The organism is Nocardia farcinica, from assembly GCF_001182745.1.
GTDB lineage: Bacteria > Actinomycetota > Actinomycetes > Mycobacteriales > Mycobacteriaceae > Nocardia > Nocardia farcinica.
Map to the genome: position 1 here is coordinate 1,167,804 of NZ_LN868939.1, position 26,144 is coordinate 1,193,947.

Below are 26,144 nucleotides of genomic sequence, written 5' to 3' on the forward strand. Positions count from 1 at the left end.
GCAACGCCAGCGGCGTGCGCGTTTTCTGGAATCAGGACTGACGGTCTTCGCGCGCGACGGATACGCCAACAGCTCGGTGGGCGCCATCTGTAAGGACGCCGGACTTTCCTCGCGTCAGTTCTACGAGGAGTTCACCGGCCGCGAGTCCCTGCTGCTCGAGCTCTACGAGCAGATCGACCGGGAATCGCGCGACGCCGTGGCCGCAGCCCTGGACAAGAACGCCGAGGGGACCGCGCTGGAGCGGATCGATGCCGCCGTGCGCGCCTACATCGAGGCCATCGGCTCGGACCCGCGGAAGGCGCGGGTCGTCCTGGTCGAGGTGGTCGGCGCCGGGCCGAAGGTGGAGAAGTTCCGCCTGGAGCTGCGCCGCGCGTGGGGCGCGTTGCTGGCCAGTGCGACCGAGGACGCCGCATTGCAGGGCGAGATCCCGCCCGGTGACTACGAGATGCGGGTGCTGGCGATCATCGGCGCGGTGAACTACGTCGTCGACTCCTGGAGCGGCACGGACCCGCGCCCGCCGCTCGACGACGTGATCCGGGTGCTCAGCCGGGTGATCATGGGGGCGGTGCGGGCCTGAGCGGTATGCAGACGGTTCCGATCCAGGTACCGGACGGCAGCACCGTTCCGGTGCGGCTGATCCCGGCCGAGGGCAGCCATCGGCATCCCGTGACACCCGACGCGCCCCGGCCGGTGGTGGTGATCATGCCCGGGCTCGGCGTGCCCGGCGCCTACTACGAGGCCGTCGCCCGGCAGCTGGCCCGACGCGGCTTCGACGCCGCGATCGGGGAGCTGCGCGGCAACGGCGACAGCAGGCCGCGGCCGGGACCGGACAGCACCTACGGCTACCACGAGCTGGTTTCGGTCGATTTCCCGGCCATTTTCGAGGTCGTGCGCAGCCGCTTCCCGGCCAGTACCCCCTACCTGCTCGGCCACAGCATGGGCGGTCAGTTGTCGGTGATGTACGCCGCGCGGATCCGGGGCAGGCTGGGCGGGCTGATCCTGGTCGCCTCCGGCACGCCCTATTACCGCGGCTATCGCGGGCTGGCCGCCCCCGGCCTGCTGTTCGGCACCACCGCCGCCGCGTTGACGGCGAACCTGGCCGGATTCTGGCCGGGCCACCGGATCACGGTGGGCGGCTTCGGCCCCCAGTCGAAGGTGCTGATCTCGGACTGGGCCCGGCTGGCGCGCACCGGCCGGTTCGTGCCGGTGGGCGCCGACATCGACTACGAGGAGCGGATCGCGCGGCTGAAGCTGCCGGTGCTGTCGATCACGATGACCGGCGACGAGCTCACCCCGCCCAGCTCGGCGCGGCATCTGCTGGACAAGATGCCCGCCGCCGAGGTCACCACCTGGCACCAGCCCGAGCCGCTCGGCCACAACGGCTGGATCCCCGATCCGGTCGCCACCGTCGACCGGATCGAGAAGTGGTTGCGCGACCGCTGATTCAGTCCCGCGCGGCGGTCCGGCGCTCCATCAGCATCTGGGTGAAGAACTCGTAGATCAGCGCCGCCTGGAAGGCCATCTGCTTGTTGTCGGCCGCGCCGCCGTGCCCGCCCTCGATGTTCTCGTGGTACCAGAAGGTGTGCCCCTGTTCCTCGAGCAGCGCGGCGAACTTGCGCGCGTGCCCGGGATGCACCCGGTCGTCGCGGGTGGAGGTGGTGAGCAGGATCGGCGGGTAGTCCGCGTCCGCCCGCACGTTCTGGTAGGGGGAGTACTCGCGGATGTAGGCCCATTCCTCCGGCTTGTCCGGGTCACCGTACTCGGCCATCCAGGACGCGCCGGCCAGCAGCAGGTGGTAGCGCTTCATGTCCAGCAGCGGCACCTGGCAGACGATGGCGCCGAACAGTTCCGGATAGCGGGTGAGCATCACGCCCATCAGCAGGCCGCCGTTGCTGCCACCCACCGCGCCGAGCTGATCGGGGGTGGTGATGCCGCGTGCGACGAGGTCGCGGGCGATGGCGGCGAAGTCCTCGTACACCTTGTGCCGGTTGGCCTTCTGTACCGAGGTGTGCCATTCCGGGCCGTACTCCCCGCCGCCGCGGATGTTGGTCATCACCCAGGTGCCGCCGCGCTCGAGCCAGCCCATGCCGGACGCGCCGCTGTAGGCGGGCGTGCGGGACACCTCGAATCCGCCGTAGCCCGACATCACCGTCGGTCCCGGGCTGCCCTTGCGGTCGCGGTGCCGGATCACGAAGTACGGCACCATGGTCGAGTCGTCGGAGCGGGCGAAGAACTGTTCGGTCTCGATGCCCGCGGCGTCGAAGAAGCCGGGTTCCTGTTTGAGCGTGGTGGTCGGCCCGCCCACCGAACCGGCCAGCAGAGTCGCCGGGGTGGTGAAACCACTTGTGGTGAGCATGAACTCGTCGCCGCCCTCGAGCGGGTCGAGGTTGATGACGCTGGTGGTGGCCATCGGCGGGGTGTCGGCGAGCGGCTCGATCGCCCAGCCGTCCGCACCGGGGGTGAGCACGTGCAGCTTGGTCTGCACGTCCTGCAACGTGATGAGCAACAGGTGGTTCTCGGTCCAGCCGTAGCCGTGCAGTGAGGTGTGCGCGTCCGGGGTGAACAGCACGTCGAAGCGGCGCTCACCGGCCAGGAAGGACGGGAAGTCGGTGGCCAGCAGTGCGCCGGTCGGGTAGGTGGTGCCGCCGACCTCCCACGGCGACCGCAGCCGCACCAGCAGCCAGTCCTTGTACCAGGATTCGCTGGCGTCGGTGGGCACCTCCAGCAGCCGCGGGGTGCCGTCCGGGTCGAGGAGGTAGACCTCCTCGTTGAAGAAGTCGGTGGCGCGGCCGACGAAGTGCCGTTCGTAGCCGGGGGTCCGGTCGTAGCCGGCCGAGACCGCCACGTCGCCCGGTTCGCCCTCGAACACCGTGCGCGCCTGCTCCAGCGGGGTGCCGCGCCGCCACCGCTTGGCGATGCGCGGGTAGCCGGAGTCGGTGAGCGAGCCGGGCCCGAAATCGGTGCCGACGTAGACCTCGTCGGCGTCGATCCAGCGGATCTCCGACTTCGCCTCGGGCAGGTAGAAGCCGCCGTCCTCGGGGGCGACGAACTGCCGCGTCTCGATGTCGAATTCGCGCACCACCTTGGCGTCCGCGCCGCCGCGGGACAGGCTGATCAGGGCGCGGCGCTGCTCGGGGCGCAGCACCGCCGCGCCGCCCCACACCCAGTTCTCCTCCTCTTGATCGGCGAGCGCGTCGAGGTCGATGAGCACGTCCCAGTCCGGCGACGGCTGGGCGTACTCGGCGAAGGTGGTGCGCCGCCACACTCCGCGCGGGTGCTCGGCGTCGCGCCAGAAGTTGTACAGCCACCGGCCGCGGCGGCCGGGGTAGGCGATCTTGGTGTCGGTGTCGAGCATGTCGAGGATGCGCTGCTCGAGCCGGGCGAACCGCTCGGTGGCGGCGAAACGCGCTGCGACCACCTCGTTATGGGCTCGGGCCCAGTCCAGGGCGCGCTCGTCGGTCACATCCTCGAGCCAGAGGTACGGATCGGTCACATTCTGCTCCACGCCGCTCATGCCCACATTGTGGCCGAGCCGATTCGCGCCCGCGTGCGCGGACGGCGGATGCGCTCGGCGCGGCGCGCGGCAGGGATGCTCATGAGTTGCCGTGGCCTCGTAGGATCGCCACCACGCACGAGCGAACAGGAGTCCGATATGTCTCCCTTCCTCTGGGAGCAGCATTGCTGCCTGCCGCTGACACCCGATGCCGAGGTCGCCGAGCTGGCTCGTTATCCGCTCGGCTCCTATCTGTCGGTCAACGTCGGCTATTCGCGTCAGCGCACGACAGACACCCTGGAGCTACTGCACGCCTTCCGGGCCGCCGCGGTGGCCGACGGCCGCTTCCGCCTGGTCGAGACCCTGGCCGACGTCGGCGCGCCCGGCGCCATCGCGTTGGCTTTCGACCTCGAGGACGCCGGTCCGCTCGGCGGTGACCTGGACACCGTGCGCGTCTTCCACGAGCTCGGTGTCCGCTCGCTGCTGCCCACCTACAACCACGCCAACGCCGCGGGCTGCGGCTGCCTGGACACCGAGGACACCGGCCTCGACCTCGCCGAGCACACCGACGTCCCGATGATCTACAGCCACGCCAATTTCGCCGCGCTGTGGGAACATCCGCGCAACATCACCGACGACCAGGCTCGCGCCTGCGCGGCGACCGGCGGGGTGATCGGGATCAACGGCGTGGGCATCTTCCTCGGCCGCAACCGGCCCGAGCAGGCCGCCGAGCGGGTCGAGGCGATGGCCGATCACATCCAGTACGGCGCCGAGCTGGTCGGTATCGAGCACATCGGCATCGGCTCGGACTACTCCTTCGACGCCGCCGATTTCAACGCCGAACTCACCGAGAACCCCGGCGCCTTCTCCGACGCCTACACCGCCTGGGGCCCGCTGCAGTGGACCGCTCCCGAGGAACTGCTCGGGCTCGACAGCGTGCCCGGTCTGGACCAGGTGCTCGCCGCCCGCGGTTTCACCCCGGCCGATCTGGCGGCGGTGTTCGGCGGCAACTTCTGCCGCGCCGCGGCGAAGGTGTGGCGGTAGCGCTAGTCGGCCAGCCGGACCAGCATCTTGCCGACGTTGGCGCCGGACAGCACCCCGAGCAACGCCGTGGGGGCCTGCTCGAGTCCCTCGTGGACGGTCTGCCTGGTGCGCAGTTCGCCGCGCGCCAGCCAGCCCGCCGCCTTGCCGATGTACTCGCCGAAACGGTCGAAGTAGCTGTTCACCAGCATGCCCCGCAGCGACACCTCCCGGGTGGCCGCCTTGTACAGGTCGGGGCCGGGTTCGGCCGCCGCACCGTTGTAGCCGCTGATCGCCCCCACGAGCGCGATCCGGGCGCGCGGTCGCATGGCCTCGACCGCGACCCGCAGGTGTTCGCCGCCGACGCTGTCGAGGTAGACATCGATGCCCTCGGGCGCGGCCGCGGCCAGCTGCCCGGCCAGATCGCCCGCCCGGTGATCGAGCGCCGCGTCGAAGCCGAACTCCTCCCGCAGCAGCGCGGTCTTGGCCGGGCCGCCTGCCGCACCGATCACCCGCCCCGCGCCGAGCAGTTTCGCGAGCTGACCGGCGACGCTGCCGACCGCGCCCGCCGCGGCGGACACGAAGACCGTGTCCCCCGGCCGCACCGGCGCCACGTCGGTGAGTGCGGCGTAGGCGGTGAGGCCGGTGGTGCCCAGCGCGCCCAGGTACTGCCAGGGCGGCGCCAGGTCCGGGTCCACCGGGGTCACCGCGGCCGCGTCGAGCACGGCGTAGTCGCGCCAGCCCGCGAAGTGGGTGACGGTGGTGCCCACCGGCACCGCGGGCGCACGGGAGGCGATCACCTCGCCCACCGCCGACCCCTCCAGCGGCGCGCCGATCCGGAACGGCTCGATGTAGGAGGGGCGATCGTCCATCCGCCCCCGCATGTACGGGTCCACCGACATCCAGGTGTTGCGCACCAGGACCTGGCCGGGCGCCGGTTCCGGGACCGGTCGCGTCACCAGGGCGAAGTTCGCGGCGGTGGGCACGCCGTCCGGCCGGGCGGCCAGCTGGAACTCCCGGCCCGTCCGGGGCAGCCCGGTCGCGGCGGCCTGTCGCGGTGCTGGCTCGGTCATCGAATTCTCCTTCTGTGCCAACGATTTTCGGATCCTGCGATCCGTTGCTGTCGACACTAGGGACGGGTACCCGGGCGGCCCAGGTCCGCCGACGACAGGGACCGGTCCCTTCGCGCCACGCGCGGGACGGCCGCGAGCGGCGGGGTGCGATCCGGCTAGCGGTGGTGCAGGCCGGTCGGCGAGACGCCGCGCCAGCGTCTGCTCGCCTTGCGCAGCGCGCGGTCGTCGGTGAAGCCGAGCCGCTCGGCGACCGCGGCGGTGGTGCGCCCGCCGGCCAGCAGGACGCGGGCCCGTTCGTGGCGGGCCAGATCCAGTTCCTGCCGCCAGGTCGTGCCGTGTGCGGCGAGCCGCCGTTGCAGGGTCCGCGGGCTGGTCGCCAGCCGTCGCGCGACCGCGGGCAGTGCGGGTTCGCCGTCGTCGAGGGCGGCGTCGAGGGCGGCCCGGAAGGCGTCGAGCGGGCCGGGGATCGGCCGCGCGGTGGCGAGCACGAGGTCGGCGTGGTCGCGCAGCAGGTGCGCCAGCGCCGGATCGGCCCGGGTCAGCGGCGCGGTGGCGTCGTCGGGTGCGAAGGTGATGCTGTCGGCGCCTGCGCCGAACTCGATGCGGCGGGTGCCGAAGGCGTCCACCAACGCCGAATGCTCGCGCGGTGCGGGACCGGCGAAGGTGACCCGGGCCGGCGTCACCGCCCGCCCGGTCGCCTCCCGCGCGCGGCGCAGGTAGTAGGCGAGTACGTACTCGTTGATCACCGCGGCCACGGCGGGATCGCCCGCGGTGGTGCGGAATTCGACGGTGAGGCCGTCGTCCTCGCGCAGCGCGAAGCCCTCGGCCGCCGCGGTCACCAACCGGTGATAGGGCTGGGCCGCGCGCAGCGCCCCGGCCAGCGTGGGCCCGGTGGTCACCAGGTAGTCCCAGGTGGCCAGCGTGCCGAGCGGCGCGGCCGCGGCGACCGCGAGCCCCGCGCCGCGGCCGTTGCGGGCCAGCAGCTCCCACAGCCGCACCAGCGAGGTCAGCGGGATGCGGTGCAGTTCGCCGCCGAGCACCGCGTCGTCCGTGCCGGGAATCCGCGCGATCGCGACCGGATCGGGCTGTGATAGCGAAACGACATCACGCACCAGGCGGACCAGCTGGGTCGAGGCGGTGTCGTCAATCGGACGCGCCGGTGGCGGAGCGCCCGCGAGCGGCGCGGGCGCGGACATCGCGACCGGTTGCCGACCGCTCGTTCCGCCGTTCACCACGGTGACCAGCGTAGTCCCGCCCGCAGGCGGCGGCGCGGCCCGGCGCGGCAGGCGCGGACGCCGCCGCGGCTGTGGCCTGGATCTCACCGAGGCGGGGGCACGGTGGGTGAACCGAGCGCGGCAGCGTTAGGCTCGCAGACGTGACTTCCCACTACGATGTCGTCGTTCTCGGTGCTGGTCCCGGCGGTTACGTCGCCGCGATCCGGTCCGCGCAACTCGGCCTGCGAACAGCGGTTGTCGAGCAGAAATACTGGGGTGGTGTGTGCCTGAACGTGGGCTGCATCCCGTCGAAGGCGCTGCTGCGCAATGCGGAGCTCGCGCACATCTTCCACAAGGAAGCCAAGACGTTCGGAATCTCCGGCGACGTCAGCTTCGACTTCGGGGCGGCGTTCGACCGCAGCCGCAAGGTCGCCGACGGCCGCGTCAAGGGCGTCCACTTCCTGATGAAGAAGAACAAGATCGACGAGTTCGACGGCAAGGGCACGTTCGTCGACGCCAACACCCTCTCGGTGGAACTGAGCAAGGGCGGTACCGAGTCGATCACCTTCGACAACGTCATCATCGCCACGGGCACCGTCACCAAGCTGCTGCCCGGCACCTCCCGCAGCGCCAACGTGGTCACCTACGAAGAGCAGATCATGACCCGTGACCTGCCGGGTTCGATCCTCATCGTCGGCGCGGGCGCCATCGGCATGGAGTTCGGCTACGTCCTGAAGAACTACGGCGTGGACGTGCGCATCGTGGAGTTCCTCGACCGCGCGCTGCCCAACGAGGACGCCGACGTCTCCAAGGAGATCACCAAGGCCTACAAGAAGCTCGGCATCACCATCACCACCGGTGCCGCCGTGCAGTCCATCGACGACGACGGCACCAAGGTGACCGTCGCCATCAAGGACAACAAGTCCGGTTCGGTGGAGACCGTCACCGTGGACAAGGTGCTGCAGGCCGTCGGCTTCGCGCCCCGGGTGGAGGGCTACGGCCTGGAGAACACCGGTGTCGCGCTCACCGACCGCGGCGCCATCGCCATCGACGACAACATGCGCACCAACGTCCCGCACATCTACGCCATCGGTGACGTCACCGCCAAGCTGCAGCTGGCCCACGTCGCCGAGGCGCAGGGCGTGGTCGCGGCCGAGACCATCGCCGGCGCGCCGACGCTCACCCTGGGCGACTACCGGATGATGCCGCGCGCGACCTTCTGCCAGCCGCAGGTCGCCAGCTTCGGCCTCACCGAGGAGCAGGCGCGGGCCGAGGGCTACGACGTGAAGGTCGCGACCTTCCCGTTCACCGCCAACGGCAAGGCGCACGGCCTCGGCGATCCCACCGGTTTCGTCAAGCTCATCTCCGACGCCCGCTACGGCGAGCTCCTCGGCGGCCACCTCATCGGCCCGGATGTCTCCGAGCTGTTGCCGGAGCTGACGCTGGCCCAGAAGTGGGATCTCACCGTCAACGAGCTCACCCGCAACGTGCACACCCACCCGACCCTCAGCGAGGCGCTGCAGGAGGCCTTCCACGGCCTGGCCGGGCACATGATCAACTTCTGATCGCCGGACCCGCTCGACGGCGCCCGTGGCCCCGACGGCCCGGGCGCCGTCGTCGTAGCAGGCGGGTTGCTCGCCGCGCGGTGCCGGATCGAATCGCGCTGGCGCGCTGCCGTTCCGGTGCCGGTGTGTTTGACTGGCGCGATGCGTCGCTCATGGATCATCGGGACCGCCGCCGGACTCGTGCTGGTGCTCGTGGTGCTGATCGGTGGATACCGCTTGGTCGGTTCGCGCACCTATCAGGTGGCCGGCCGGTTGGTCGACCGCGTGGACACCACCGAGAAGCTGGTCGCCCTCACCCTCGACGACGGGCCTAGCGAGCGCGCCACCGAAGTCCTGCGCGTTCTCGCCGAGCTCGACGTCCGCGCCACCTTCTACCTCAACGGGCGCGATCTCGACGCCCGCCCCGAGCTCGGCCGCGCCATCGCCGCCGCGGGCCACGAGCTGGGCAACCACACCTACAGCCACCGCCGCATGCTCTTCGTTTCCCCCGCCACCGTGCGCGAGGAAGTCGAACGCACCGACACCGCCATCCGCGCCACCGGCTACCAGGGCCCGGTCACCTTCCGCCCGCCCTACGGCAAGAAACTCTGGTCCCTGCCGCGCTACCTCGCCGACCACGACCGCACCACGATCATGTGGGACGTGGAACCCGACTCCGGCACCACCGCCGACGCCGCCACCATCGCCGAGCAAGCCGTGCGCGAAACCCGCCCCGGCTCGATCATCCTGCTGCACGTCATGTACGGCAAAGCCGCCGAATCCCTCGCCGCCATCCCCCGTATCGTCAGCGACCTGCGCGCCCAGGGCTACCGTTTCGTCACCGTCTCCGACCTCCTCACCCACTGACCCGTTCCAGGAGGCCGTAGGCGCGGCGCGGGGTGAGGCGGGCGAGGACGCGGCGGTCGGCGGCCATGGCGCGGCGGTAGTCGGTCCAGTCGGGGTGTTCGCCCGCGGCGAGGCGGTAGTAGTCGACGAGGGCGTCGATCGCGGGGTCGTCGGGGGTGGTGGCGACGGGGGTGAGGGTGACGTCGGCTTCTAGGACGACGTAGGAGCGGAAGTCCGCGCTGGTGACGTGCAGGGCGGCCCAGGGCTCGCGGCGCAGGTTGTGGTATTTCGCGCGGTCGGCGGTGATGGAGATGAGGACGGCACCGTCGGGGGCGACCGTGTGCAGGACGTTGGACAGTTGCGGCCGGCCGTCGCGCCGGATCGCGGTCAGCACGGAACGCTGGGTGCCGCGGGCGAATTCGAGTGCCTGATCGAGGTCCATGCGCACTGCAACCACGCCGGGCGCGGCAACCTTCCCGCGGGTGCGGGGCCGGACTCGCCTGCCCCGCACGAGTGGCGGCTCAGACCCACTGCACCAGCTGGAAGATGATGCCGTTCGGGTCGCGCATCTGGAAGTAGCGCTCGCCCCATTCCTCGGTCTCGATCGGGGTCACGATCGGCACGCCCGCCGCGCGCAGCCGGTCGTATTCGGCGTCGATGTTCTCCACCACGAAGACGACCAGCAGGCCCTGACCCGCACTGCCCGCGATCTCAGCCGGTTTGAAGGTGGACAGGCCGGTGCGCAGGAAGATCAGGTTCGGCGCGTCCGGCCGGGTGAGCGAGACGAAACCGTCGGCCGACATCTGTTCGGTGAAGCCGAAGTGTTCGGTGACGAACTTCGCCGACGCGGCGGGGTTTGCGACGTTGAGCGAGATGGCGTTGGCGGTGATCTGCAAGGGCGCTCCCTGGGTCGGTTCAGGCAATACCGTACATAGTACGTTGTACAGCATACGGTAATTCCCGGCATGGCATGTGAACCCGATCACAACCCGGTCTTCAGAGCCGGTCGCGTTGGATCCGCAGCGCGGTGATGGTGGCCGCCAGGCCCTCGTACTGGTTCACGAGCAGCACGATCTCGACGAGTTCGCGGTCGTCGTAGTACTCGGCGAGCTCCGCCCAGGCCGCGTCGTCGATGTCGCGGGTGGTGGTGAGCTGGTCGACGGCGTCGAGCAGGGCGCGGTGTTTCGGTGTCCAGGCCGGATCGGCGGGACCGATCCGCAGCCGGGCGAGGATCTCCGGGGTGACGCCCGCGCGCCTGCCCAGGCGGATGTGGTGGTCCATCTCGTACTCACAGCCGCGCAGGTGCGCGACCCGGATGATGACGAGTTCGGATTCGTGGCGGGGCAGCCGCCCGCCCGGCATGAGCTTGCCGGAGAAGTGCAGCCAGCCGCGGAACAGGCCCCTGGTGCGGCCGAGCGTGCTGAACAGATGCGCGTCCGGTACGCCCGCGACCCGGGAAAGAACCTGCCAGACAACCCAGTTGATCGGACCGAGTTCCCGCAACCGACCCGGTTCGATGCGCGCTCGTGAGGTCGAAGTCATCGCCGCCGCCTTCCGCCGTCCACCGGGCCCGGGCGCCGTCGCCGGACCGTGCGCCGAGCCTACCTTCCGGTCGTCCGGCACGGCCGTTCGCGACCTTCCGGTGGTTTTCCCCGCCGCGTACCGGCATCATCAGTACCGGTGCGGGGGTGGGGCGCCTCGTGCCACGGTGACGAAGAGGGGCTGAGGTCGACGGATGCTGGTGAAGATCAGGCCGGACGCGCAATTGTCCGCGGCCGAAGGCGAATTCGTCGACTGCCTGCGCTCGCTGCCGGTCACCTGCCTGGCCCTGGTCGACGTGCGGGTCGATCGCGGCACCCGCCGGGTGGGCGCGGTGCTGGTGCTGCCCCGCGGGGTGGCGGTGGTCGAGATCCGCGGCTTCCGGCGCAGGCAGAGCGGTATTCTCAGCGCCCGCGCCGACGCCGCCTGGACGATCAGCGGCGACCCTGCCGACCTCGACGGCGAGACCGTGCCCGCGGACCGTCTCGAACACGCCCTCTACGCCGTGCGGACCACGCTGGAGCGGGCCCTGCTCGATCCCGGCCACGTCTGCGGCGTGGTGGCCCTCGTGCCGTTCCGCGGGGTGGTGGTGCGCCCGTCCCGCATCGGCCTGCGCCCCGGCCGCGAGGTGCTGGTCGCCAACGTGACCGACGCCGCCGACCTGCGCGGCTACCTCGAGAAATTCAATGCGGGGGAACGGGAATGGACCCCCGATCAGGTGCTCGCCGCGGCGCACGCGCTCGGCATGAGCGACGGTGTGGGCCGCGAGGACCTGACCGCGGACGGTTTCGGCGGCCCCCCGCCGGGCCCCCGGACCCGCCGCAACCCACTCTCGGCATTCCGCCGCAAACCCGGCCCGCCACCGCCCTCGGCGACCCCACCGGGAACCGAGCCCGGCATCAGCGCGGCGCCCAGTGCCGAAGGCTTCGCCCCGGCCGGCGGAATCGACCGTCCCACCACAGGATCCGGCCCGGGAGAGCCCGCACCAACCCCTCCCGAGGCGCACCCGACGACGCCGGTCGTGGGCCCCGCGGTCCCGCGTGCGAATCCCGCTGCCGACGCCGCCGACCCGGACACCTCCCCGCCCGCGGTGCCTGTCCAGGCCGCCGAACCTACGCCCGTTCGGGCGCCTTCCGAGTCGCCCGGCCCGACCTCACGACCTCAGCCTGCCGCGCCCTCCCGGGCCGCCGATCCCACATCGGGTCGGGCGCCTTCCGACGGGTCGCCCGGCCCGACCTCACCACCGGCGCCCGTCGGGGCCGCCGACCCCATGCCGGTTCGGACGCCTACCGAGTCGCCTCGCCAGGCTCCGCCAACTCGGTCTGCGGCGCCCGTCCGGGCCGCCGCCACACCGGGCCGGTCGCCGATCGAGTCGGCCGGCCCGACCCCACCACCTCCGCCCGCGACCGGCGGCCCGCGCTCCGGCGGCTACGCCCCCGCGTTCGCCCCGCCCCGCTCCACCCCCCGCCCGCCGGGCCGCCGCTCCCCACACCTGGCGAGCTGGTTGGTGCTGGCCGTGGCGTTCGTGGGCATCCTCGCCGTCTTCGGCATGGTCGTGACGGCCGTGGCCCGTGACGACGACGATCCGCCCGCGGCACCGGCGGTCACCACCACCACCTCCACCACCGGCGCCAGGCCGACCGCTCCGCCGCGTCCGAGCGCGTGTTTCCCGTTCCAGTCCGGCTGCTGACACCGGCGGCTCGCCCGCGCCGGGCTGCGGTCAATCGCGCACGGCGCGACCGAGTTCGGCGAGTTCGAGGGCGTGTTCGGCACGGGCGAGCACGTGCGCGCGGGAGCTCTCGATGTGGGTGACCAGCAGTGCCAGTGCCCGTCGCGGCTCACCGGCGAGAAGCTGTTCGGCGATGGTGATGTGCTCGGCGGTCATGGTGGCGATGCGCGCGCCGGTGGGCAGGTCGAGGGTACGGACGGGGCGCAGTCGACCGTGCACCGCGGCCAGCGCGTCGGCCAGGGCGGCATTGCCGGAGGCGGCGAGCAAGGCCGTGTGGAAGTGCTCGTCCTCGGCGACGACGGCCGGGCCGGGTACGGGTGGGTCGTCACGCAACCGGACCCAGTGGCGCAGCTGGGCGCCGAGCGCGGCGCGGTCGTGCGCGCGCCGCGCGCCGGGCTCGAGGACGCGGTGAATGCCCCTGGCCTCCAGCGTCACCCGGAGTTCGTAGAGGTCGTCGAGTTCCTCGAGCCGGGGCCGATACGGATAGAGGCCGTCGGCGTGTCGTTCCACCAGCCCGTCGGCCTGTAGGCGGGTCAGCGCCTCCCGCACCGGCGTGCGGGAGACGCCGTAGGCCTCGGCGAGCCGTTCCTCGCCGAGCCGTTCGGTGGGCACCACGGCGCCGGTGGCCAGATCGTGGCGCAGCCGGTGGTAGACCTGTTCACCCAGCGGCACCCGCCCCCGGCGCGCCACGGCGGCTCAGATCGCCATCGCGGCGCGCACGGCGGTCTCCGCGCCCGCCCCACCCGCGCCGGTCGAGCTCACCCGCCCGGATTCGAGCACGTAGTAGCGCTGCGCGGCCTGCAACGCGAACCCGATGTGCTGCTCGACCAGCAGCACGCTGAGCCCGCCGCGCCGGGTGAGATCGATGATGGTGCGCTCGATCTCGGCGACCACCGACGGCTGGATGCCCTCGGTCGGCTCGTCCAGGATCAACAGCTTCGGTTCGGTGATCAGCGCCCGCGCGATCGCCAGCTGCTGGCGCTGACCGCCGGAGAGCAGCCCGGCCTTGCGGGACAGCAGCTCCCGCAGGGCCGGGAACAGGGTCAGCGCTTCCTCGATGAGCTCCTTACCGCGCTTGCGGCCGTCGGCCACCACCTGCAGGTTCTCGGCTGTGGTCAGCTGGGGAAAACTCTGTTGCCCCTGCGGGACGTAGGCGATGCCGCGCGCGACCCGCCGGGAGGGGGCGAGCTTGGTGATCGTCTCGCCGTCGAAGCGGATCTCCCCGGACTTGGCGCCGAGCAACCCGACCGCGGTGCGCAGCAGCGTGGTCTTGCCCGCGCCGTTGTGCCCCATGATCGCGACCACGGAATCGTCGGGCACCGTGAGCGAGACGCCGTGGATCACCTCCGTGCGTCCGTAGCCGGAGCGGATGTCAACGAGTTCCAGCATCGCCGGCCTCCTCGGTGGTCGCGGACGCGGCGACGGCGTCCTCGAGTTCGGTGCCGATCGCGGCCGCGGTGCCCAGGTAGACCTCCTGCACCTTCGGGTCGGCCTGCACCTGCTCCACGGTGCCCTCGCTGAGCACCGTGCCGCCGGCCAGCACCGTCACCGAGGTGGCGAAGGAGCGCATGAACTCCATGTCGTGCTCCACGACCACCACCACGCGCTCGGCGCCGATGCGGCGCAGCAGGTTCCCGGTCTCCTCGCGTTCCTCGGCGCTCATGCCCGCCACCGGTTCGTCGAGCAACAGGACCGAGGCGTTCTGCACCAGCAGCATGCCGATCTCGAGCCACTGCTTCTGCCCGTGCGCGAGCACCCCGGCGGGCTTGCCGCGCAGCGCGGCCAGCCCGGTGGTCTCCAGCGCCTCCTCGATGCTCGGCAACACCGACTTGCGCCTGCGCAGCAAGGTCAACGCGGAGCGGCCCGCGCCCGCGGCGATGTCGAGGTTCTGCAACACGGTGAGCTGTTCGAAGACGCTGGCGGTCTGGAAGGTGCGCCCGACGCCGAGCCGCGCGATCTGATGCACCTTCTTGCCCAGTAGCTCGGCGCCGGATTTCTGCGCCGATCCGGTGGCGGGCACCAGGCCGGTGATCGCATCGATCAGCGTGGTCTTGCCCGCGCCGTTGGGTCCGATCAGGAACCGCAGGTCACCCTGCAGCACCGTGAGATCGACGTCGGTGACCGCCTTGAACCCGTCGAAACTCACCGAGAGTCCGCGGATTTCGAGGTATTCGCTGGTCATGCCCGCGTTCCCGCCGAAGCGTGGTTCGGTCGCCACTGCGGTTGTCGCTTCGTTCGACGCTGTGTTCATCGCGATTCCACCTTCTCTGCCTCGTCGACCGCCGGTGCGGCGGCCGGGACCGGCGGTGGGGATGGCGGCGCGGCGGTGCGGGAACCGAACCGCGCCTTCAGCATCGGCCACACCCCGGCCAGCCCGGCCGGGATGAACCCGACCACCACGATGAACAGCACGCCTTGCAGGTAGGTCCACCCGGACGGGAACTGCTCCGACAGCGTGGTCTGCGCCCACGCCACGCCGATCGCCCCGAGCACCGGGCCGAGCAGTGTGGTCCGTCCGCCGATCGCCACCCCGATCAGGAAGGCGATCGAGGGCACCACACCGATGTCGGCGGGGGAGATGATGCCGACGATCGGGGTGAACAGCGCACCGGCGATCCCGGCGAAGAACGCCGCGACCACGTAGGCCACGATCTTGATGTCGGCCGGGTCGTAGCCGAGGAAGCGCACCCGTTCCTCCTGATCGCGCACGGCGACCAGGAGTTCGCCGTAGCGGCTGTGCATGAGCTGGCGCACGATGGCCACCACCACCAGCAGCGCGCCCGCGGCGAGGAAGAACAGCATCCGCCGGTTGGCCGGGTCCGACAGTTTGAACCCGAAGAACGCCCGGAAGTCGGACAGGCCGGTGAAGCCGCCCAGCGCCTGCTGCCCGGTGAGCAGGATCGCCAGCGCGGCGGCCAGTGCCTGGCTGAGGATCGCGAAGTACGCGCCCTTGACCCGGCGCTTGAACACGCCGTAGCCGAGCACCGCCGCCACCAGGGCGGGCAGCACCAGGATCGCCAGGATCGCCACCGGCGCGGAGGCGAAGGGCTGCCAGAAGGTCGGCAGCTCGCGGATACCCGCGATCTCCATGAACTCCGGCACGTCGTTGCCCAGCCGGGCGGCGTCGGCCATCTGCAGGTGCATCGCCATGATGTAGGCGCCGATGCCGAAGAACACGCCCTGGCCGAGGGTCAGCATGCCGCCGCGCCCCCAGGCCAGCCCGATGCCGGCCGCCACGATGGCGAAGCACAGGAACTTCGCCAGCAGGTTCAGCCGGAAATCGCTGAGCACCGCGGGTGCCACCGCGAACAACAGGATCGCGGCGACGGCGAACCCGGCGAGCGCGGTGAGCGAGGAGCGCTCCCGCCACGACCCGATCAGCGTCGTCATGCCAAACTCCTTGTCCGAACGGTGAACAGACCCTGCGGGCGGACCTGCAGCACGATCACGATGATCACGAAGACGATCACCTTGGCGATCGAGGCGGTGGTCTCGTACTCGATGTAGGAATTGAGCAGGCCCAGCGCGAACGCCGCGATCACGGTGCCCTTGATCTGGCCGAGGCCGCCGATCACCACCACCAGGAAGGCGTCGATGAGGTAGCTCTGCCCGATCGTGGGGCTGGTCGAGCCGATCAACGTCAGCGCCACCCCGGCGACCCCGGCCAGGCCGGAGCCGATGAAGAAGGTGCTGATGTCGGTGAAGCGGCTGGAGATACCGCTGGTCTCGGCCAGGCCGCGGTTCTGCACCACGGCCCGGATCCGCCTGCCCAGCGGCGTCGCCTTGAGCACCGCGGCCAGCGCGGCGACCGCGACCACCGCGAGCACCAGGATGAAGATGCGGGTCTTGGGGACGACGGCGCCCAGGATCGTGACGCCGCCGCCGAGCCATTCCGGTGCCAGCACGTTCTTGGCCGGGGCACCGAAGACGTCGCGGGCCAGCTGCTGCAACACCAGGCCCACACCGAATGTCACCAGCAGCGTGTCCAGCGGCCGGTCGTACATCCAGCGGATCAACCCCATCTCCAGCACCGCGCCCAGCGCGCCGCCGACCAGGAACCCGATCACCAGGGCGACGATCAGCGACACCCCGGCGTCCGAGATCACCTTCTGCACGACGTAGGTCGTGTAGCAGCCGGCCATGATGAATTCGCCGTGGGCCATGTTGATCACGCCCATCTGGCCGAAGGTCAGCGACAGGCCGAGCGCGGCGAGCAGCAGAATCGAGCCGAGGCTCAACCCGGTGAAGAGTTGTCCGACGAGAACATCCACGAGCTACAGACCCTTCGCCCAGTCGTAGGACTTCAGGTACGGGTCGGGCTGGATCGGGCCCGCGGACTCCCACACCGTGTAGATCAGGCCGTCGGGACGGATCTCCCCGATGCGGGCGGTCTTGGTGATGTGGTGGTTGGAGCCGTCGATGGTGACCCGGCCCTCCGGCGCGTCGAAGCTCACTCCGTCCGCGGCGGCCTGGATGTCGGCGACAGCGAAGGAGTTCGCCTTCTCGACGGTGTTCTTCCACAGGTAGACCGAGGTGTAGGCGGCCTCCATCGGGTCGGAGGTGGGCTTGTCCGCGCCGAAGGCGGCCTTGTAGGCGTCGACGAACGCCTTGTTCTGCGGGGTGTCCACGGTCTGGTAGTAGTTCCAGGCGGTCAGCTGCCCGGCGATGTGCTGGGCGCCGATGCCCGCGACCTCCTCCTCGGCGATGGACACCGAAACCACCGGCATGTCCGCGGCTTTCAGGCCCGCGTTGCTGTACTCGCGGAAGAACGCGACGTTGGAATCGCCGTTGAGGGTGTTGAACACGGCGTCGGCGTCGGCGGTGCGGACCTTGTTGACGATGGTGGAGAAGTCGGTCGAGCCCAGCGGGGTGTAGTCCTCGCCCTTGATCTCGATGCCGTTGGCGGCGGCGTAGGCCTTGATCTCACGATTGGCCGTCTGCGGGAACACGTAGTCCGAACCGACCAGGTAGAGCGATTTCACGCCCTTCTGCTTCAGATAGTCCAGCGCGGGCACGATCTGCTGGTTGGTGGTGGCGCCGGTGTAGAAGATGTTCTTGCTGTCCTCCAGCCCCTCGTACTGCACGGGGTAGTACAGCAGCGAGTTGAGGCTCTCGAACTTCGGCTTCATCGCCTTGCGGCTCGACGAGGTCCAGCCGCCGAACACCGCGGCCACGCAGTCGGAGCTGATGAGCTTCTCGGCCTTCTCCGCGAAGGTCTTCGGATCGGAGGCGCCGTCCTCGAGCACCAGCTCGATCTGCTTGCCCAGCACCCCGCCCGCCGCGTTGATCTGGTCCACCGCCAGCTTGGTGGAGTTGGCGACGGTGACCTCGGAGATCGCCATCGTGCCCGAGAGGGAGTGCAGCGACCCGATTTTCACGGTCGGGCCGGAGGTGTCGACGCAGGAGGCGGCGGCCGCGTCGCTGGACGCGTCGTCCTTGGCGCCACAGGCGGTCAGCAACAGGCCGGTGAGGGCGAGCGCGGTCGGGACGACCAGCGCCTTGGTCACCCGGCGAGAACGATGCCGACGGGCGGAACGTGGATCTGACATGTGGCGGAACCCTTCTGACACGCGTATACAGCGGCTGTATTCGTGCCGCGAACGTTAGACAGAAGTTGTTGCGCCGGAATATCCCTCGGTGACAAGTGGATTGCCGATGTTTCAGTGATGTGAACGTTTCCCTGGAACGCCCGGAGCGGCGCTCATCTCAGGACGTCGCACTCATTTCAGGACGTAGGGCGAGACCGAGCTGCGGTGTTCGCTGATGTCGAGCTTCTTGCCCAGCGGCGGGAAGGCGCGCTGCGGGCAGTTGGCGCGCTCGCACACCCGGCAGCCCGCGCCGATGGGGGTGGCCTTGACCTGGTCCAGGTCGATGCCGTCGGCGTAGACGACCCGGCTCGCGTGGCGCAGTTCGCATCCCAGGCCGATCGCGAAGGTCTTGCTGGGCTGGCCGTAGTGGGTGGCGCGCCGCTCGACGGTGCGCGCCACCCACAGGTACTTGCGACCGTCGGGCATCTGCGCGATCTGGGTCATGATCTTGCCCGGATAGGCGAAGGTCTCGTAGACGTTCCACAGCGGGCAGGTGCCGCCGCTGGAGGAGAAGTGGAACCCGGTGGCGGACTGCCGCTTGGACATGTTGCCCGCCCGGTCCACCCGCACGAACGAGAACGGCACCCCGCGCAGCGAGGGCCGCTGCAGGGTGGACAGCCGGTGGCAGATGGTCTCGTAGCTCTGGCTGAAGAACGCCGACAGCCGCTCGATGTCGTAGCGGAAGTCCTCGGCGATCTCGTGGAAGTGCGTGTAGGGCAGCACGGTGGCGGCGGCGAAGTAGTTCGCCAGGCCGAGCATGGCCAGCTTGCGGGTGTCCTCGGAGGCGAAATTGCCCTCGTCGACCAGCTTCTCCAGCAGGTCGCCGCATTCGAAGTAGGCCAGCTCGGCGGCCAGCTTGAAGGTGCGCTGCCCGCCGGACAGGTGCGGGGCGATCTCGAGCCTGCGGGTCTCGGGGTCGTAGCGGTGCAGCACGCCCTCGCCGAGATCGATCCGCTCGATGATGCGCACGTCGTGCTCGCGCAGCAGCCGGGTGATCTCGGTGCTCACGTCCCCGCCGTGGAAGCGGATCCGAGCGGTGAGTTCCTCGGCGGCGGTGTCGAGTTCGTGGATGTAGTTCTGCCGCTGGTAGAAGTAGTCGCGCACTTCCTCGTGCGGCTTGCTGATGGTGGCGCTGCCCGCGCCGTCGGCGAAGCGGTCCTCGGTGGCCGCGGCCAGCTGGGCGCTGGTGTTGCGATACCGGTTGTGCATGGCCACCATCGCGCGGGCCAGGCTCGGGTGCGCGGACACCATCTCGGCGATCTCCTGGGTGTCGGCCTCGATGCCGAGTTCCTGGTCCATCACCACCTCCTGCAACTCGGCGATGAGCCGGGTGTCGTCCTGGGAGGAGAAGAAGGTGGCGTCCACGCCGAACACTTCGCTGATCTTGAGCAGCACCGGCACCGTGAGCGGGCGGACGTCGTGTTCGATCTGGTTCAGGTAGCTGGCCGAGATCTCGAGCTGCTGGGCCAGCGCGACCTGGCTCAGCCCGCGCTCGGTGCGCAGCTGTCGCAGCCGCGCGCCCACATAAGTCTTGGCCATGCGACCAGCTTAGGATGTCTTCACAGCAGTGCCAATGTGAAATTAACAGGATGTGCGAGACCGCGGGGCGCGCCCGCGGCCGCGCGGTCCTGGCGTGGATCCGTGCGGATGTCGGTACCGGCGGTTACGGTCTGATTCGTGCTGTTCGCTGACGTGGTGCGGACCTCGGAGGCGGTGCGGGCCACCAGGTCGAGGAAGACGAAGGTCGCGGCGCTGGCGGAGCTGCTGCGCGCGGCGGAGTCCGCGGAGCTGGCCCCGGTGGTCGCGTGGCTGTCCGGTGAGCTGCGGCAGGGCCGCATCGGCACCGGCTGGCGCACGCTCACCGGGGTGCGCGTGCCACCGGCGCTGGACGCCGCGCTGGAGGTGGCGACGGTCGACGCGATCTTCGACGAACTGGCCGCCGTGTCGGGCGCCGGCTCGGGGAATCGCCGCAAGGAACTGCTGACCCGGCTGTGGTCGGCGGCGACCGGACCCGAACAGGAGTTCCTGCTGCGGCTGCTCACCGGGGAACTGCGGCAGGGCGCGCTCACCGCGTTGGTCGCCGAGGCGGTCGCCGCGGCCGCGGACGTGCCGGTCGAGCAGGTGCGCCGGGCCTACATGCTCTCCGGGCAGCTGCCCGTGACGGCGGAGGCCGCCCTGCGCGGTGGCGCGGCGGCGCTGGCGGAATTCCGGCTCGAGGTGGGCAGGCCGATCCAGCCGATGCTCGCCGCGCCGGGCGCCTCGCTCGAGGAGGCGATGACGGAGTTCGGCGGGGAGGTCAGCGTCGAGCACAAGCTCGACGGCGCGCGCATCCAGGTCCATCGCGACGGCGACCGGATCGCGGTGTTCACCCGCACGCTGCGCGACATCACCGCGGGCGTCCCGGAACTGGTGGAGCTGGTGGCCCGGCTCGACTGCACCAGCGTGGTGCTCGACGGGGAGACGCTCGCGCTGACCGACGCGGGCCGCCCGCGCCCGTTCCAGGAGACGATGAGCCGCTTCGCCACCGCCGACCCCGCCCGCGCGGCCGAGGTCGACCTGCCGCCGGGCACGCCGGTGGTGCCGCCGGTGTCCTCGACGCGCGAACTGCTGCTGCACCCGTACTTCTTCGACTGCCTGCACCTGGACGGCCGCGACCTGCTCGACGCCCCGTTGTCCGAGCGCCGGGCCGCGCTGCTGGCGGTCGCGGGCGAACACGCCATCCCGGCGCTCATCCGGCCCGAGGCCGAGGCCGCCGCCGAGTACTTCGACGGCGCGCTGGCGGCCGGGCACGAGGGGCTGATGGTCAAGTCGCTGAGCGCGCCGTACGCGGCGGGCAGACGCGGGCGGTCCTGGCAGAAGATCAAGCCGACGCACACCCTCGACCTGCTCGTGCTCGGTGCGGAGTGGGGGTACGGGCGGCGCACCGGGTACCTGTCCAACCTGCACCTGGGCGCGCGCGATCCGCGCACCGGCGAGCCGGTGATGGTGGGCAAGACCTTCAAGGGCCTCACCGACGCCCTGCTGGCCTGGCAGACCGCGGAGTTCCCGCGCCACGAGCGGGCCCGCGACGAGCACACCGTGTACCTGTGGCCGGAGCTGGTGGTGGAGATCGCGCTGGACGGTGTGCAGGTGAGCCCGCGGTACCCCGGCGGCGTCGCGCTGCGGTTCGCGCGGGTGGTGCGCTATCGGCCCGACAAGACGCCCGACCAGGCCGACACCATCGATACCGTGCGCGGCCTGCTGCCCTGATCCGGTGGGGCGCGCACTTTAGCGCATCGGGGTGAACGCCCGACACGCGGCGACCGCCTGGCAGGCGAACAGACGGTTACCGCACACTGGAGACGTGACCGCCGAATTACTGGTGCTGCTGATCGTCATCGCGACGGCACTCACATTCGATTTCACCAACGGCTTCCACGACACCGCCAACGCGATGGCCACCTCCATCGCCACCGGGGCGCTGCGGCCACGCATCGCGGTGGCCCTCTCGGCGGCGCTGAACCTCATCGGCGCCTTCCTCTCGGTCGCGGTGGCCGCGACCGTCGCCAAGGGCATCGTCCAGCTCGACGCGGTGGGCGGGCAGGACCTGCTCGTGATCGTCTTCGCCGGGTTGGTCGGCGCGATTCTCTGGAACGTCTTCACCTGGTTGCTCGGCCTGCCGTCGAGCTCGTCGCACGCGCTGTTCGGCGGTCTCATCGGCGCCACCGTCGCCGCGCTCGGCTGGGGCGGGGTGATCTGGGCGTCGGGCTCCGAGGGCGTGCTGACCAAGATCGTGCTGCCCGCGGTGCTGGCGCCGGTGGTGGCCGCGCTGGTCTCGACCATCGGCACCTGGGGCGTGTACCGGGTCACCGCGTCCTCGGATCAGGCCAAGGTGCGCTCTGGCTTCCGCTGGGGGCAGGTGGGCTCGGCGTCGCTGGTCTCGCTGGCGCACGGCACCAACGACGCGCAGAAGACGATGGGCGTGATCTTCCTGGCGCTGGTCGCGCACGGCACGCTCACCAAGGACGACGAGATGCCGCTGTGGGTGATGGCCGCCTGCGCGTTCGCCATCGCCGCGGGCACCTACCTGGGCGGCTGGCGGATCATCCGCACCCTGGGCAAGGGCCTGGTGGAGATCGACTCGCCGCAGGGCCTGGCCGCGGAGTCCTCCTCGGCCGCGATCATCCTGACCTCCGCGCATTTCGGGCTGCCGCTCTCGACGACGCAGACCGCCACCGGCTCGATCCTGGGCAGCGGCATCGGCAAGGGCGCCGAGGTGCGCTGGGCGGTGATGGGCCGCATGGCGGTGGCCTGGCTGCTGACGCTGCCGATGGCCGGCCTGGCGGGCGCGATCTGCTGGGCCGTCGCCCACCTGATCGGCGGGTTCGCGGGCGTGCTCGTGGTGTTCGCCGTGCTGGTGGTGCTGTGCACGCTGATGTGGGTGCGCTCGCGGCGCGACAAGGTCGACACCACCAACGTCAACGAGTGGCCGGGCACCGGCGCGCACCCGACCCCCCGATCCCCCTCGCTGTAGAAGGAGTCCGCAGTGCACACCCTCGCCACGAACCTGTCCGCACTGTGGCAGGTCGTCGTCGCCGCGCTGGTGCTCGGCGCGGGCCTGCCGATCGTCTTCGCGCTCGGCGTGCGTTGGTGGTCGGCGGCGGCTACCGTCGATGCCGAGGGCGGGATCACCCGGCGCAACCACGTCGCCGCCGCGGGCGCGTACCTCTGCTTCGCGCTGATCGTCGCGGCGATCGTCACCGGAATCCTCTACACCGCCAAGGCCTTCCTGGCCGCGCGGTTCGGCATCCACCTGTTCGGAGAGTGAGGGGCGCACCGTGACCGAGTCGGCATCCGACACCACCAGGCCGAAGGTTCTCGGCCGTATTCTCGGCTGGCTGCGGGCGGGCTATCCGCAGGGCGTGCCGCAGTCGGACTACGTCGCGCTGTTCGCGGTGCTGCACCGGCACCTCACCGACTACGAGGTGGTCACGGTCGCCGAGGAACTGGTGCGCGACAACCCGGAGTCGACCATCACCCACGACGACATCGTGGCGGCCATCGCCCGCTTCGCCAAGGAGCAGCCCGACCCGCACGACGTGGCCCGGGTGGCCGCGCACCTGGCGGCGGGTGGGTGGCCGCTGGCCCAGCCCCCGGCCGACGACCCGGACTGAGGAAGCGGTGCGTCGTGCCCCCGTTCCTCCAGGCCATCATCGACTGGTTGCGGGCCGGCTACCCGGAGGGCGTGCCGGAATCGGACTACATCCCGCTGCTCGCGGTGCTGCGCCGCCGACTCTCCGACGACGAGGTGGCCGAGATCGCGTCCGCGGTCTACGGTTCCGGCGACCGCACCGACATCCAGGTGCTCATCACCAAGGTCACCAACGAGATGCCCTCGGAACAGGATGTCGCCCGCGTGCAGGAGCGGCTGGCGGGCCGGGAGTGGCCGGAATCGGAGCGGCCCTAGCGCGGGTCGAGTTCTTCGATGCGCACGGTGGGCGCCAGTTCGGTGCGCAAACCGCGGTCGATCTCGCCCGCCACCGGGATGACCACCGCCGCGGCGGCCGTCGCGACCGCGTCGGTGAGGATCGCGGGCCAGTCCGGTTCGCCGCCGCCGGCCAGCGCCGCGATCACCGCGGCCGCCGCGGAATCACCCGCCCCGGTGGGGTTGCCCGCCAGCGGCTGCGGTAGCCCGCCCCACCAGGCGCCCTCCGGGGTGACCGCCACCATGCCGCGCGCACCCCGGGTGGCGACCACCGCCCGCACGCCCGCGTCCACCAGCGGCCGGGCGGCGCGCACCACCTCCCGCGCGGTCTGCGGCTCGTCGCCGGTGAGAAAGGTCAGCTCGGCGGCATTGGGCATGAGAACCACGCCGGGCACCTTCGCGACCAGCCGCAGCGCCTCGTCCTCCACATCGCAGATCGTGGGCACCCCCGCGGCGACGGCGCTGTCGGCGATCTGCGCGGGCAGTCCGGCGTCGATCCCGCCGGGCAGCGACCCGGAGATCACCAGCCCGCCGAGATCGGGCAGCAGGCCCGCCACCCGGACCGCCAGCTGCTCGCAGGCGTGCGGGTTCGACACCCGCGCACCGGGCTCGGCCAGCGCGGTCGCGGTGCCGTCGTCGGATTCGCTGATCACCACCGTGCGCCGGACCCAGGGCAGCGCGTGCACGAAATCGACCGGCAGCTCCAGTTCGGCCGCGGCCGCGAAGGCGTGATCGGCGAATCCCGTCGCGCGCGCGTAACGGCCGAGCTGGTTGAGCACCCGCGTCACGTTGATGCCCTTGCCGCCGATACGCTGCTCGACCGAACGCACCCGGTGGGCCCGCCCGCGCTCGAACCGCTCGACCCGGTAGGTCGTGTCGTACGCGGGATTCATTGTCACAGTGAGGATCACGGTAACCACTGTCCACGTCTGGGCACCCCGCGCAACTGTCGCCCGTCATAGCCCGCCGGGGTGCGGATCGGCTACTGGTCGGGAGAACTACAGTCCCACAGTGGCTTTCCCCTCGAAAGCGCCGACCGGGCGGATCATTCCGGTGTCCTCGCGGCCCGGCGTCCCCGCGCGCCCGGACCGGACCGCCAGCAGTTCGGCCGCGATCGCGACGGCCGTCTCGGCGGCGGTGCGGGCGCCGACGTCCAGACCGGCGGGGGAATGCAGCCGCGCGAGCGTCGTCTCGTCGAACCCGCCCGCGCGCAGGTCCTCGAGCCGTCGCAGGTGCGCCGAATACGAGCCCGCCGCACCGAGGTAGCCCAGTTCGGGCAGCCGCAGGGCCACGGTGAGCAGCGGGATCTCGAACTTGGGGTCGGGCAGCAGTACCACGATCGCGGTGCTCGCGTCGATCTCGTCGGCCGCGGCGAGGGTGTTGAGGTAGCGGTGCGGCCAGTCGACCACCACCTCCGCGCCCGGGTAGGCCTCCGGCCTGGCGAACTCCTCGCGGGAATCGCAGACGGTGACGCGGTAGCCGAGCATCCTGGCCTGGGTGGCCAGCGCCGCCGCGTAGGAGTTGGCGCCGAAGATGATCAGGCGCGGCGCGGGTGCGAACGAGGCGACGAAGATGTCGGATTCGGGCAGGGCGACCAATTCGGTGTTGTGCCGCTTGTCGGTGATGAGGTGCTGGCCGATCAGGTCGGTGTCGGGGTTCCAGACCACGGTGAACACGGTGACCCGCCGGTTGGCGGCGATCTCGGCGGCGACGGTGGGGAATTCGGGAAAGTCGTGCTGGGAGAAGGGTTCGGCGAAGACGTCGATGCTGCCGCCCGCCTCCAACCCGGGCTCGCCGGGCGGCACGGACAGCCGGTGCATGGCCCGGTGGCCGGTGCGCGCCGCGCTCGCGGCGGCCTCGCGGATGCTGTTGTCGAGCGTGCCGCCCAGCCCCGCGCCGAAGACGGCGCCGTCGGCGTCGACCAGCATGGCCGTGCCGACCGGCAGCCGCTCACCGCCCGCCGCCCGCACCACGGTGGCCAGACCACCCGTGCGGCCCGAATACCACACCCGCAAGAGGTCGTCGACGATGTCGCGCATGCAGTTCTCAACTCCACTCAGTGTGCGGTGGCCGGGAAATCGTGATCGACTCCAGTCGCCAGATCGTCGCACGTGACGCACACCATATCGCTCCTGGACGCGGTATAGGTCCCGGCACCTCGATCTGCTGTGGCCATCGCGAGCGCCCCGGCCCAGTGCTTGTGCTCCATCACAACCGGATGCCCCGGCGTGCCCGCGAAAACGGCTCTGGCCAGCCCGCTCGGTGCGTGGAGCGCGGCCTCGACAACCCGGGCGACGACGGCGGCGCCGACATCGGGGGTGTCCACCGGCATGATCACCGCGTAGTCACCGCCCGCCGCGGCGCGCAACCCCGCCCGCAGTGAGGCCGACAGCCCCCGGGCCCAGTCGGGCGCCCAGACCGGGGTCGCCTCCGGAGGCAGGTCCAGCGCGTGCGGGTGCGGGCCGGTGGCGCCGAGCACGACGACCACCCGCTCGCAGCCGCCGCCGTGCAGGGCCGCGATGGCCGAACGCAGCCAGGCGCCGCCCTCGGCGAGCGCCTTGGGACGGCCGTAGCGGGTTCCCGCGCCCGCGGCGAGCACGATGCCGACGCGGGATACTGCCATGCCGGTCACCG

27 protein-coding genes are annotated in these 26,144 nt (G+C 71.0%); 11 read left to right on the top strand and 16 right to left on the bottom strand.

Annotated elements, in window-relative coordinates:
* The first annotated feature begins 76 nt into the window (after positions 1–76).
* The gene (locus AMO33_RS22390; protein ID WP_240327284.1) at positions 77–577 is read left to right on the top strand and encodes a TetR/AcrR family transcriptional regulator; all 501 of its coding nucleotides are present in this window, start codon (positions 77–79) and stop codon (positions 575–577) included.
* A 5-nt stretch (positions 578–582) separates the two neighbouring features.
* Complete coding sequence (locus tag AMO33_RS22395; protein WP_011211804.1) at positions 583–1,443, top strand: alpha/beta hydrolase family protein; 861 nt, start codon at positions 583–585, stop codon at positions 1,441–1,443.
* Position 1,444: 1 nt separating this feature from the next.
* On the opposite strand, the gene AMO33_RS22400 is transcribed toward AMO33_RS22395, so the two are convergent.
* Positions 1,445–3,514, bottom strand: coding sequence for a prolyl oligopeptidase family serine peptidase (locus tag AMO33_RS22400; RefSeq protein WP_011211803.1), 2,070 nt, complete (start codon positions 3,512–3,514; stop codon positions 1,445–1,447).
* Between the two features lie 138 nt (positions 3,515–3,652).
* Here AMO33_RS22400 and AMO33_RS22405 point away from each other — a divergent pair, with 138 nt between their 5' ends.
* Complete coding sequence (locus AMO33_RS22405; protein WP_060594142.1) at positions 3,653–4,537, top strand: dipeptidase; 885 nt, start codon at positions 3,653–3,655, stop codon at positions 4,535–4,537.
* 2 nt (positions 4,538–4,539) lie between these two features.
* Here the strand turns inward: AMO33_RS22405 and AMO33_RS22410 are convergent, their stop codons facing one another.
* Positions 4,540–5,586, bottom strand: coding sequence for an NADP-dependent oxidoreductase (locus AMO33_RS22410; RefSeq protein WP_060594143.1), 1,047 nt, complete (start codon positions 5,584–5,586; stop codon positions 4,540–4,542).
* A gap of 155 nt (positions 5,587–5,741) precedes the next feature.
* Positions 5,742–6,782: an AraC family transcriptional regulator gene (locus AMO33_RS22415; protein WP_060594144.1), complete on the bottom strand. Its 1,041-nt coding sequence runs from the start codon at positions 6,780–6,782 to the stop codon at positions 5,742–5,744.
* 179 nt (positions 6,783–6,961) lie between these two features.
* Between AMO33_RS22415 and lpdA the strand changes: the two genes are divergently transcribed.
* Both lpdA and AMO33_RS22425 read left to right on the top strand, forming a co-directional pair.
* Positions 6,962–8,365 (top strand): dihydrolipoyl dehydrogenase, encoded by a 1,404-nt coding sequence (gene lpdA, locus AMO33_RS22420; protein ID WP_060594145.1) that lies wholly within the window; start codon positions 6,962–6,964, stop codon positions 8,363–8,365.
* Positions 8,366–8,506: 141 nt separating this feature from the next.
* Positions 8,507–9,211 (top strand): polysaccharide deacetylase family protein, encoded by a 705-nt coding sequence (locus AMO33_RS22425; protein WP_060594146.1) that lies wholly within the window; start codon positions 8,507–8,509, stop codon positions 9,209–9,211.
* Here the strand turns inward: AMO33_RS22425 and AMO33_RS22430 are convergent.
* The 3 genes from AMO33_RS22430 to AMO33_RS22440 form a co-directional block, all read right to left on the bottom strand.
* Positions 9,201–9,632 carry a PPOX class F420-dependent oxidoreductase gene (locus AMO33_RS22430; RefSeq protein WP_060594147.1) on the bottom strand — a complete coding sequence of 144 codons (432 nt, stop codon included), beginning with the start codon at positions 9,630–9,632 and terminating at the stop codon, positions 9,201–9,203. The two genes, AMO33_RS22425 and AMO33_RS22430, sit on opposite strands and share 11 nt — an antisense overlap.
* Before the next feature lie 79 nt (positions 9,633–9,711).
* Positions 9,712–10,086 carry a VOC family protein gene (locus AMO33_RS22435; RefSeq protein ID WP_060594148.1) on the bottom strand — a complete coding sequence of 125 codons (375 nt, stop codon included), beginning with the start codon at positions 10,084–10,086 and terminating at the stop codon, positions 9,712–9,714.
* A gap of 100 nt (positions 10,087–10,186) precedes the next feature.
* The gene (locus AMO33_RS22440; protein ID WP_060594149.1) at positions 10,187–10,732 is read right to left on the bottom strand and encodes a carboxymuconolactone decarboxylase family protein; all 546 of its coding nucleotides are present in this window, start codon (positions 10,730–10,732) and stop codon (positions 10,187–10,189) included.
* 193 nt (positions 10,733–10,925) lie between these two features.
* On the opposite strand from AMO33_RS22440, the gene AMO33_RS22445 reads away from it, so the two are divergent.
* The gene (locus tag AMO33_RS22445) at positions 10,926–12,419 is read left to right on the top strand and encodes a hypothetical protein (protein ID WP_060594150.1); all 1,494 of its coding nucleotides are present in this window, start codon (positions 10,926–10,928) and stop codon (positions 12,417–12,419) included.
* A 30-nt stretch (positions 12,420–12,449) separates the two neighbouring features.
* On the opposite strand, the gene AMO33_RS22450 is transcribed toward AMO33_RS22445, so the two are convergent.
* The 7 genes from AMO33_RS22450 to ramB all read right to left on the bottom strand — a co-directional run bounded on the left by AMO33_RS22450 (position 12,450) and on the right by ramB (position 19,585).
* Positions 12,450–13,148 (bottom strand): GntR family transcriptional regulator, encoded by a 699-nt coding sequence (locus AMO33_RS22450; protein ID WP_060594151.1) that lies wholly within the window; start codon positions 13,146–13,148, stop codon positions 12,450–12,452.
* Positions 13,149–13,154: 6 nt separating this feature from the next.
* A complete protein-coding gene (gene urtE, locus AMO33_RS22455; protein WP_011211792.1) occupies positions 13,155–13,847 on the bottom strand; it encodes an urea ABC transporter ATP-binding subunit UrtE in 693 nt (230 codons plus the stop codon).
* On the bottom strand, positions 13,831–14,709 hold the full coding sequence (gene urtD / locus AMO33_RS22460; RefSeq protein ID WP_060594152.1) for an urea ABC transporter ATP-binding protein UrtD: 879 nt from the start codon (positions 14,707–14,709) through the stop codon (positions 13,831–13,833). The genes urtE and urtD overlap by 17 nt, the downstream gene beginning before the upstream one ends.
* Positions 14,706–15,848, bottom strand: coding sequence for an urea ABC transporter permease subunit UrtC (gene urtC, locus AMO33_RS22465; protein WP_060594153.1), 1,143 nt, complete (start codon positions 15,846–15,848; stop codon positions 14,706–14,708). Before urtC ends, urtD begins: the two co-directional genes overlap by 4 nt.
* Positions 15,845–16,729, bottom strand: a complete 885-nt coding sequence (gene urtB, locus AMO33_RS22470) for an urea ABC transporter permease subunit UrtB (protein WP_011211789.1) — start codon at positions 16,727–16,729, stop codon at positions 15,845–15,847. The genes urtC and urtB overlap by 4 nt, the downstream gene beginning before the upstream one ends.
* A 3-nt stretch (positions 16,730–16,732) precedes the next feature.
* Positions 16,733–18,007: an urea ABC transporter substrate-binding protein gene (gene urtA, locus AMO33_RS22475; protein ID WP_011211788.1), complete on the bottom strand. Its 1,275-nt coding sequence runs from the start codon at positions 18,005–18,007 to the stop codon at positions 16,733–16,735.
* Between the two features lie 171 nt (positions 18,008–18,178).
* Positions 18,179–19,585: an acetate metabolism transcriptional regulator RamB gene (ramB, locus tag AMO33_RS22480; protein WP_060594154.1), complete on the bottom strand. Its 1,407-nt coding sequence runs from the start codon at positions 19,583–19,585 to the stop codon at positions 18,179–18,181.
* Between the two features lie 138 nt (positions 19,586–19,723).
* Between ramB and AMO33_RS22485 the strand changes: the two genes are divergently transcribed.
* The 5 genes from AMO33_RS22485 to AMO33_RS22505 all read left to right on the top strand — a co-directional run bounded on the left by AMO33_RS22485 (position 19,724) and on the right by AMO33_RS22505 (position 23,492).
* On the top strand, positions 19,724–21,295 hold the full coding sequence (locus tag AMO33_RS22485) for an ATP-dependent DNA ligase (protein ID WP_060594155.1): 1,572 nt from the start codon (positions 19,724–19,726) through the stop codon (positions 21,293–21,295).
* Between the two features lie 94 nt (positions 21,296–21,389).
* Positions 21,390–22,559: an inorganic phosphate transporter gene (locus tag AMO33_RS22490; RefSeq protein WP_011211785.1), complete on the top strand. Its 1,170-nt coding sequence runs from the start codon at positions 21,390–21,392 to the stop codon at positions 22,557–22,559.
* A 12-nt stretch (positions 22,560–22,571) separates the two neighbouring features.
* A complete protein-coding gene (locus tag AMO33_RS22495; RefSeq protein WP_011211784.1) occupies positions 22,572–22,853 on the top strand; it encodes a hypothetical protein in 282 nt (93 codons plus the stop codon).
* Positions 22,854–22,863: 10 nt separating this feature from the next.
* Positions 22,864–23,199: a DUF3349 domain-containing protein gene (locus AMO33_RS22500; protein ID WP_011211783.1), complete on the top strand. Its 336-nt coding sequence runs from the start codon at positions 22,864–22,866 to the stop codon at positions 23,197–23,199.
* 14 nt (positions 23,200–23,213) lie between these two features.
* Positions 23,214–23,492: a DUF3349 domain-containing protein gene (locus AMO33_RS22505; RefSeq protein WP_011211782.1), complete on the top strand. Its 279-nt coding sequence runs from the start codon at positions 23,214–23,216 to the stop codon at positions 23,490–23,492.
* Here the strand turns inward: AMO33_RS22505 and AMO33_RS22510 are convergent.
* From AMO33_RS22510 to AMO33_RS22520, 3 genes are all read right to left on the bottom strand, one after another.
* Entirely contained in the window at positions 23,489–24,403 is a 915-nt protein-coding gene (locus tag AMO33_RS22510) for a hexose kinase (protein ID WP_050768179.1), read from the bottom strand. The genes AMO33_RS22505 and AMO33_RS22510 overlap by 4 nt on opposite strands.
* A gap of 105 nt (positions 24,404–24,508) precedes the next feature.
* Positions 24,509–25,549, bottom strand: a complete 1,041-nt coding sequence (locus tag AMO33_RS22515) for an XdhC family protein (protein WP_060594156.1) — start codon at positions 25,547–25,549, stop codon at positions 24,509–24,511.
* 17 nt (positions 25,550–25,566) lie between these two features.
* Positions 25,567–26,133, bottom strand: coding sequence for a nucleotidyltransferase family protein (locus tag AMO33_RS22520; RefSeq protein WP_011211779.1), 567 nt, complete (start codon positions 26,131–26,133; stop codon positions 25,567–25,569).
* Between the last annotated feature and the right edge of the window lie 11 nt (positions 26,134–26,144).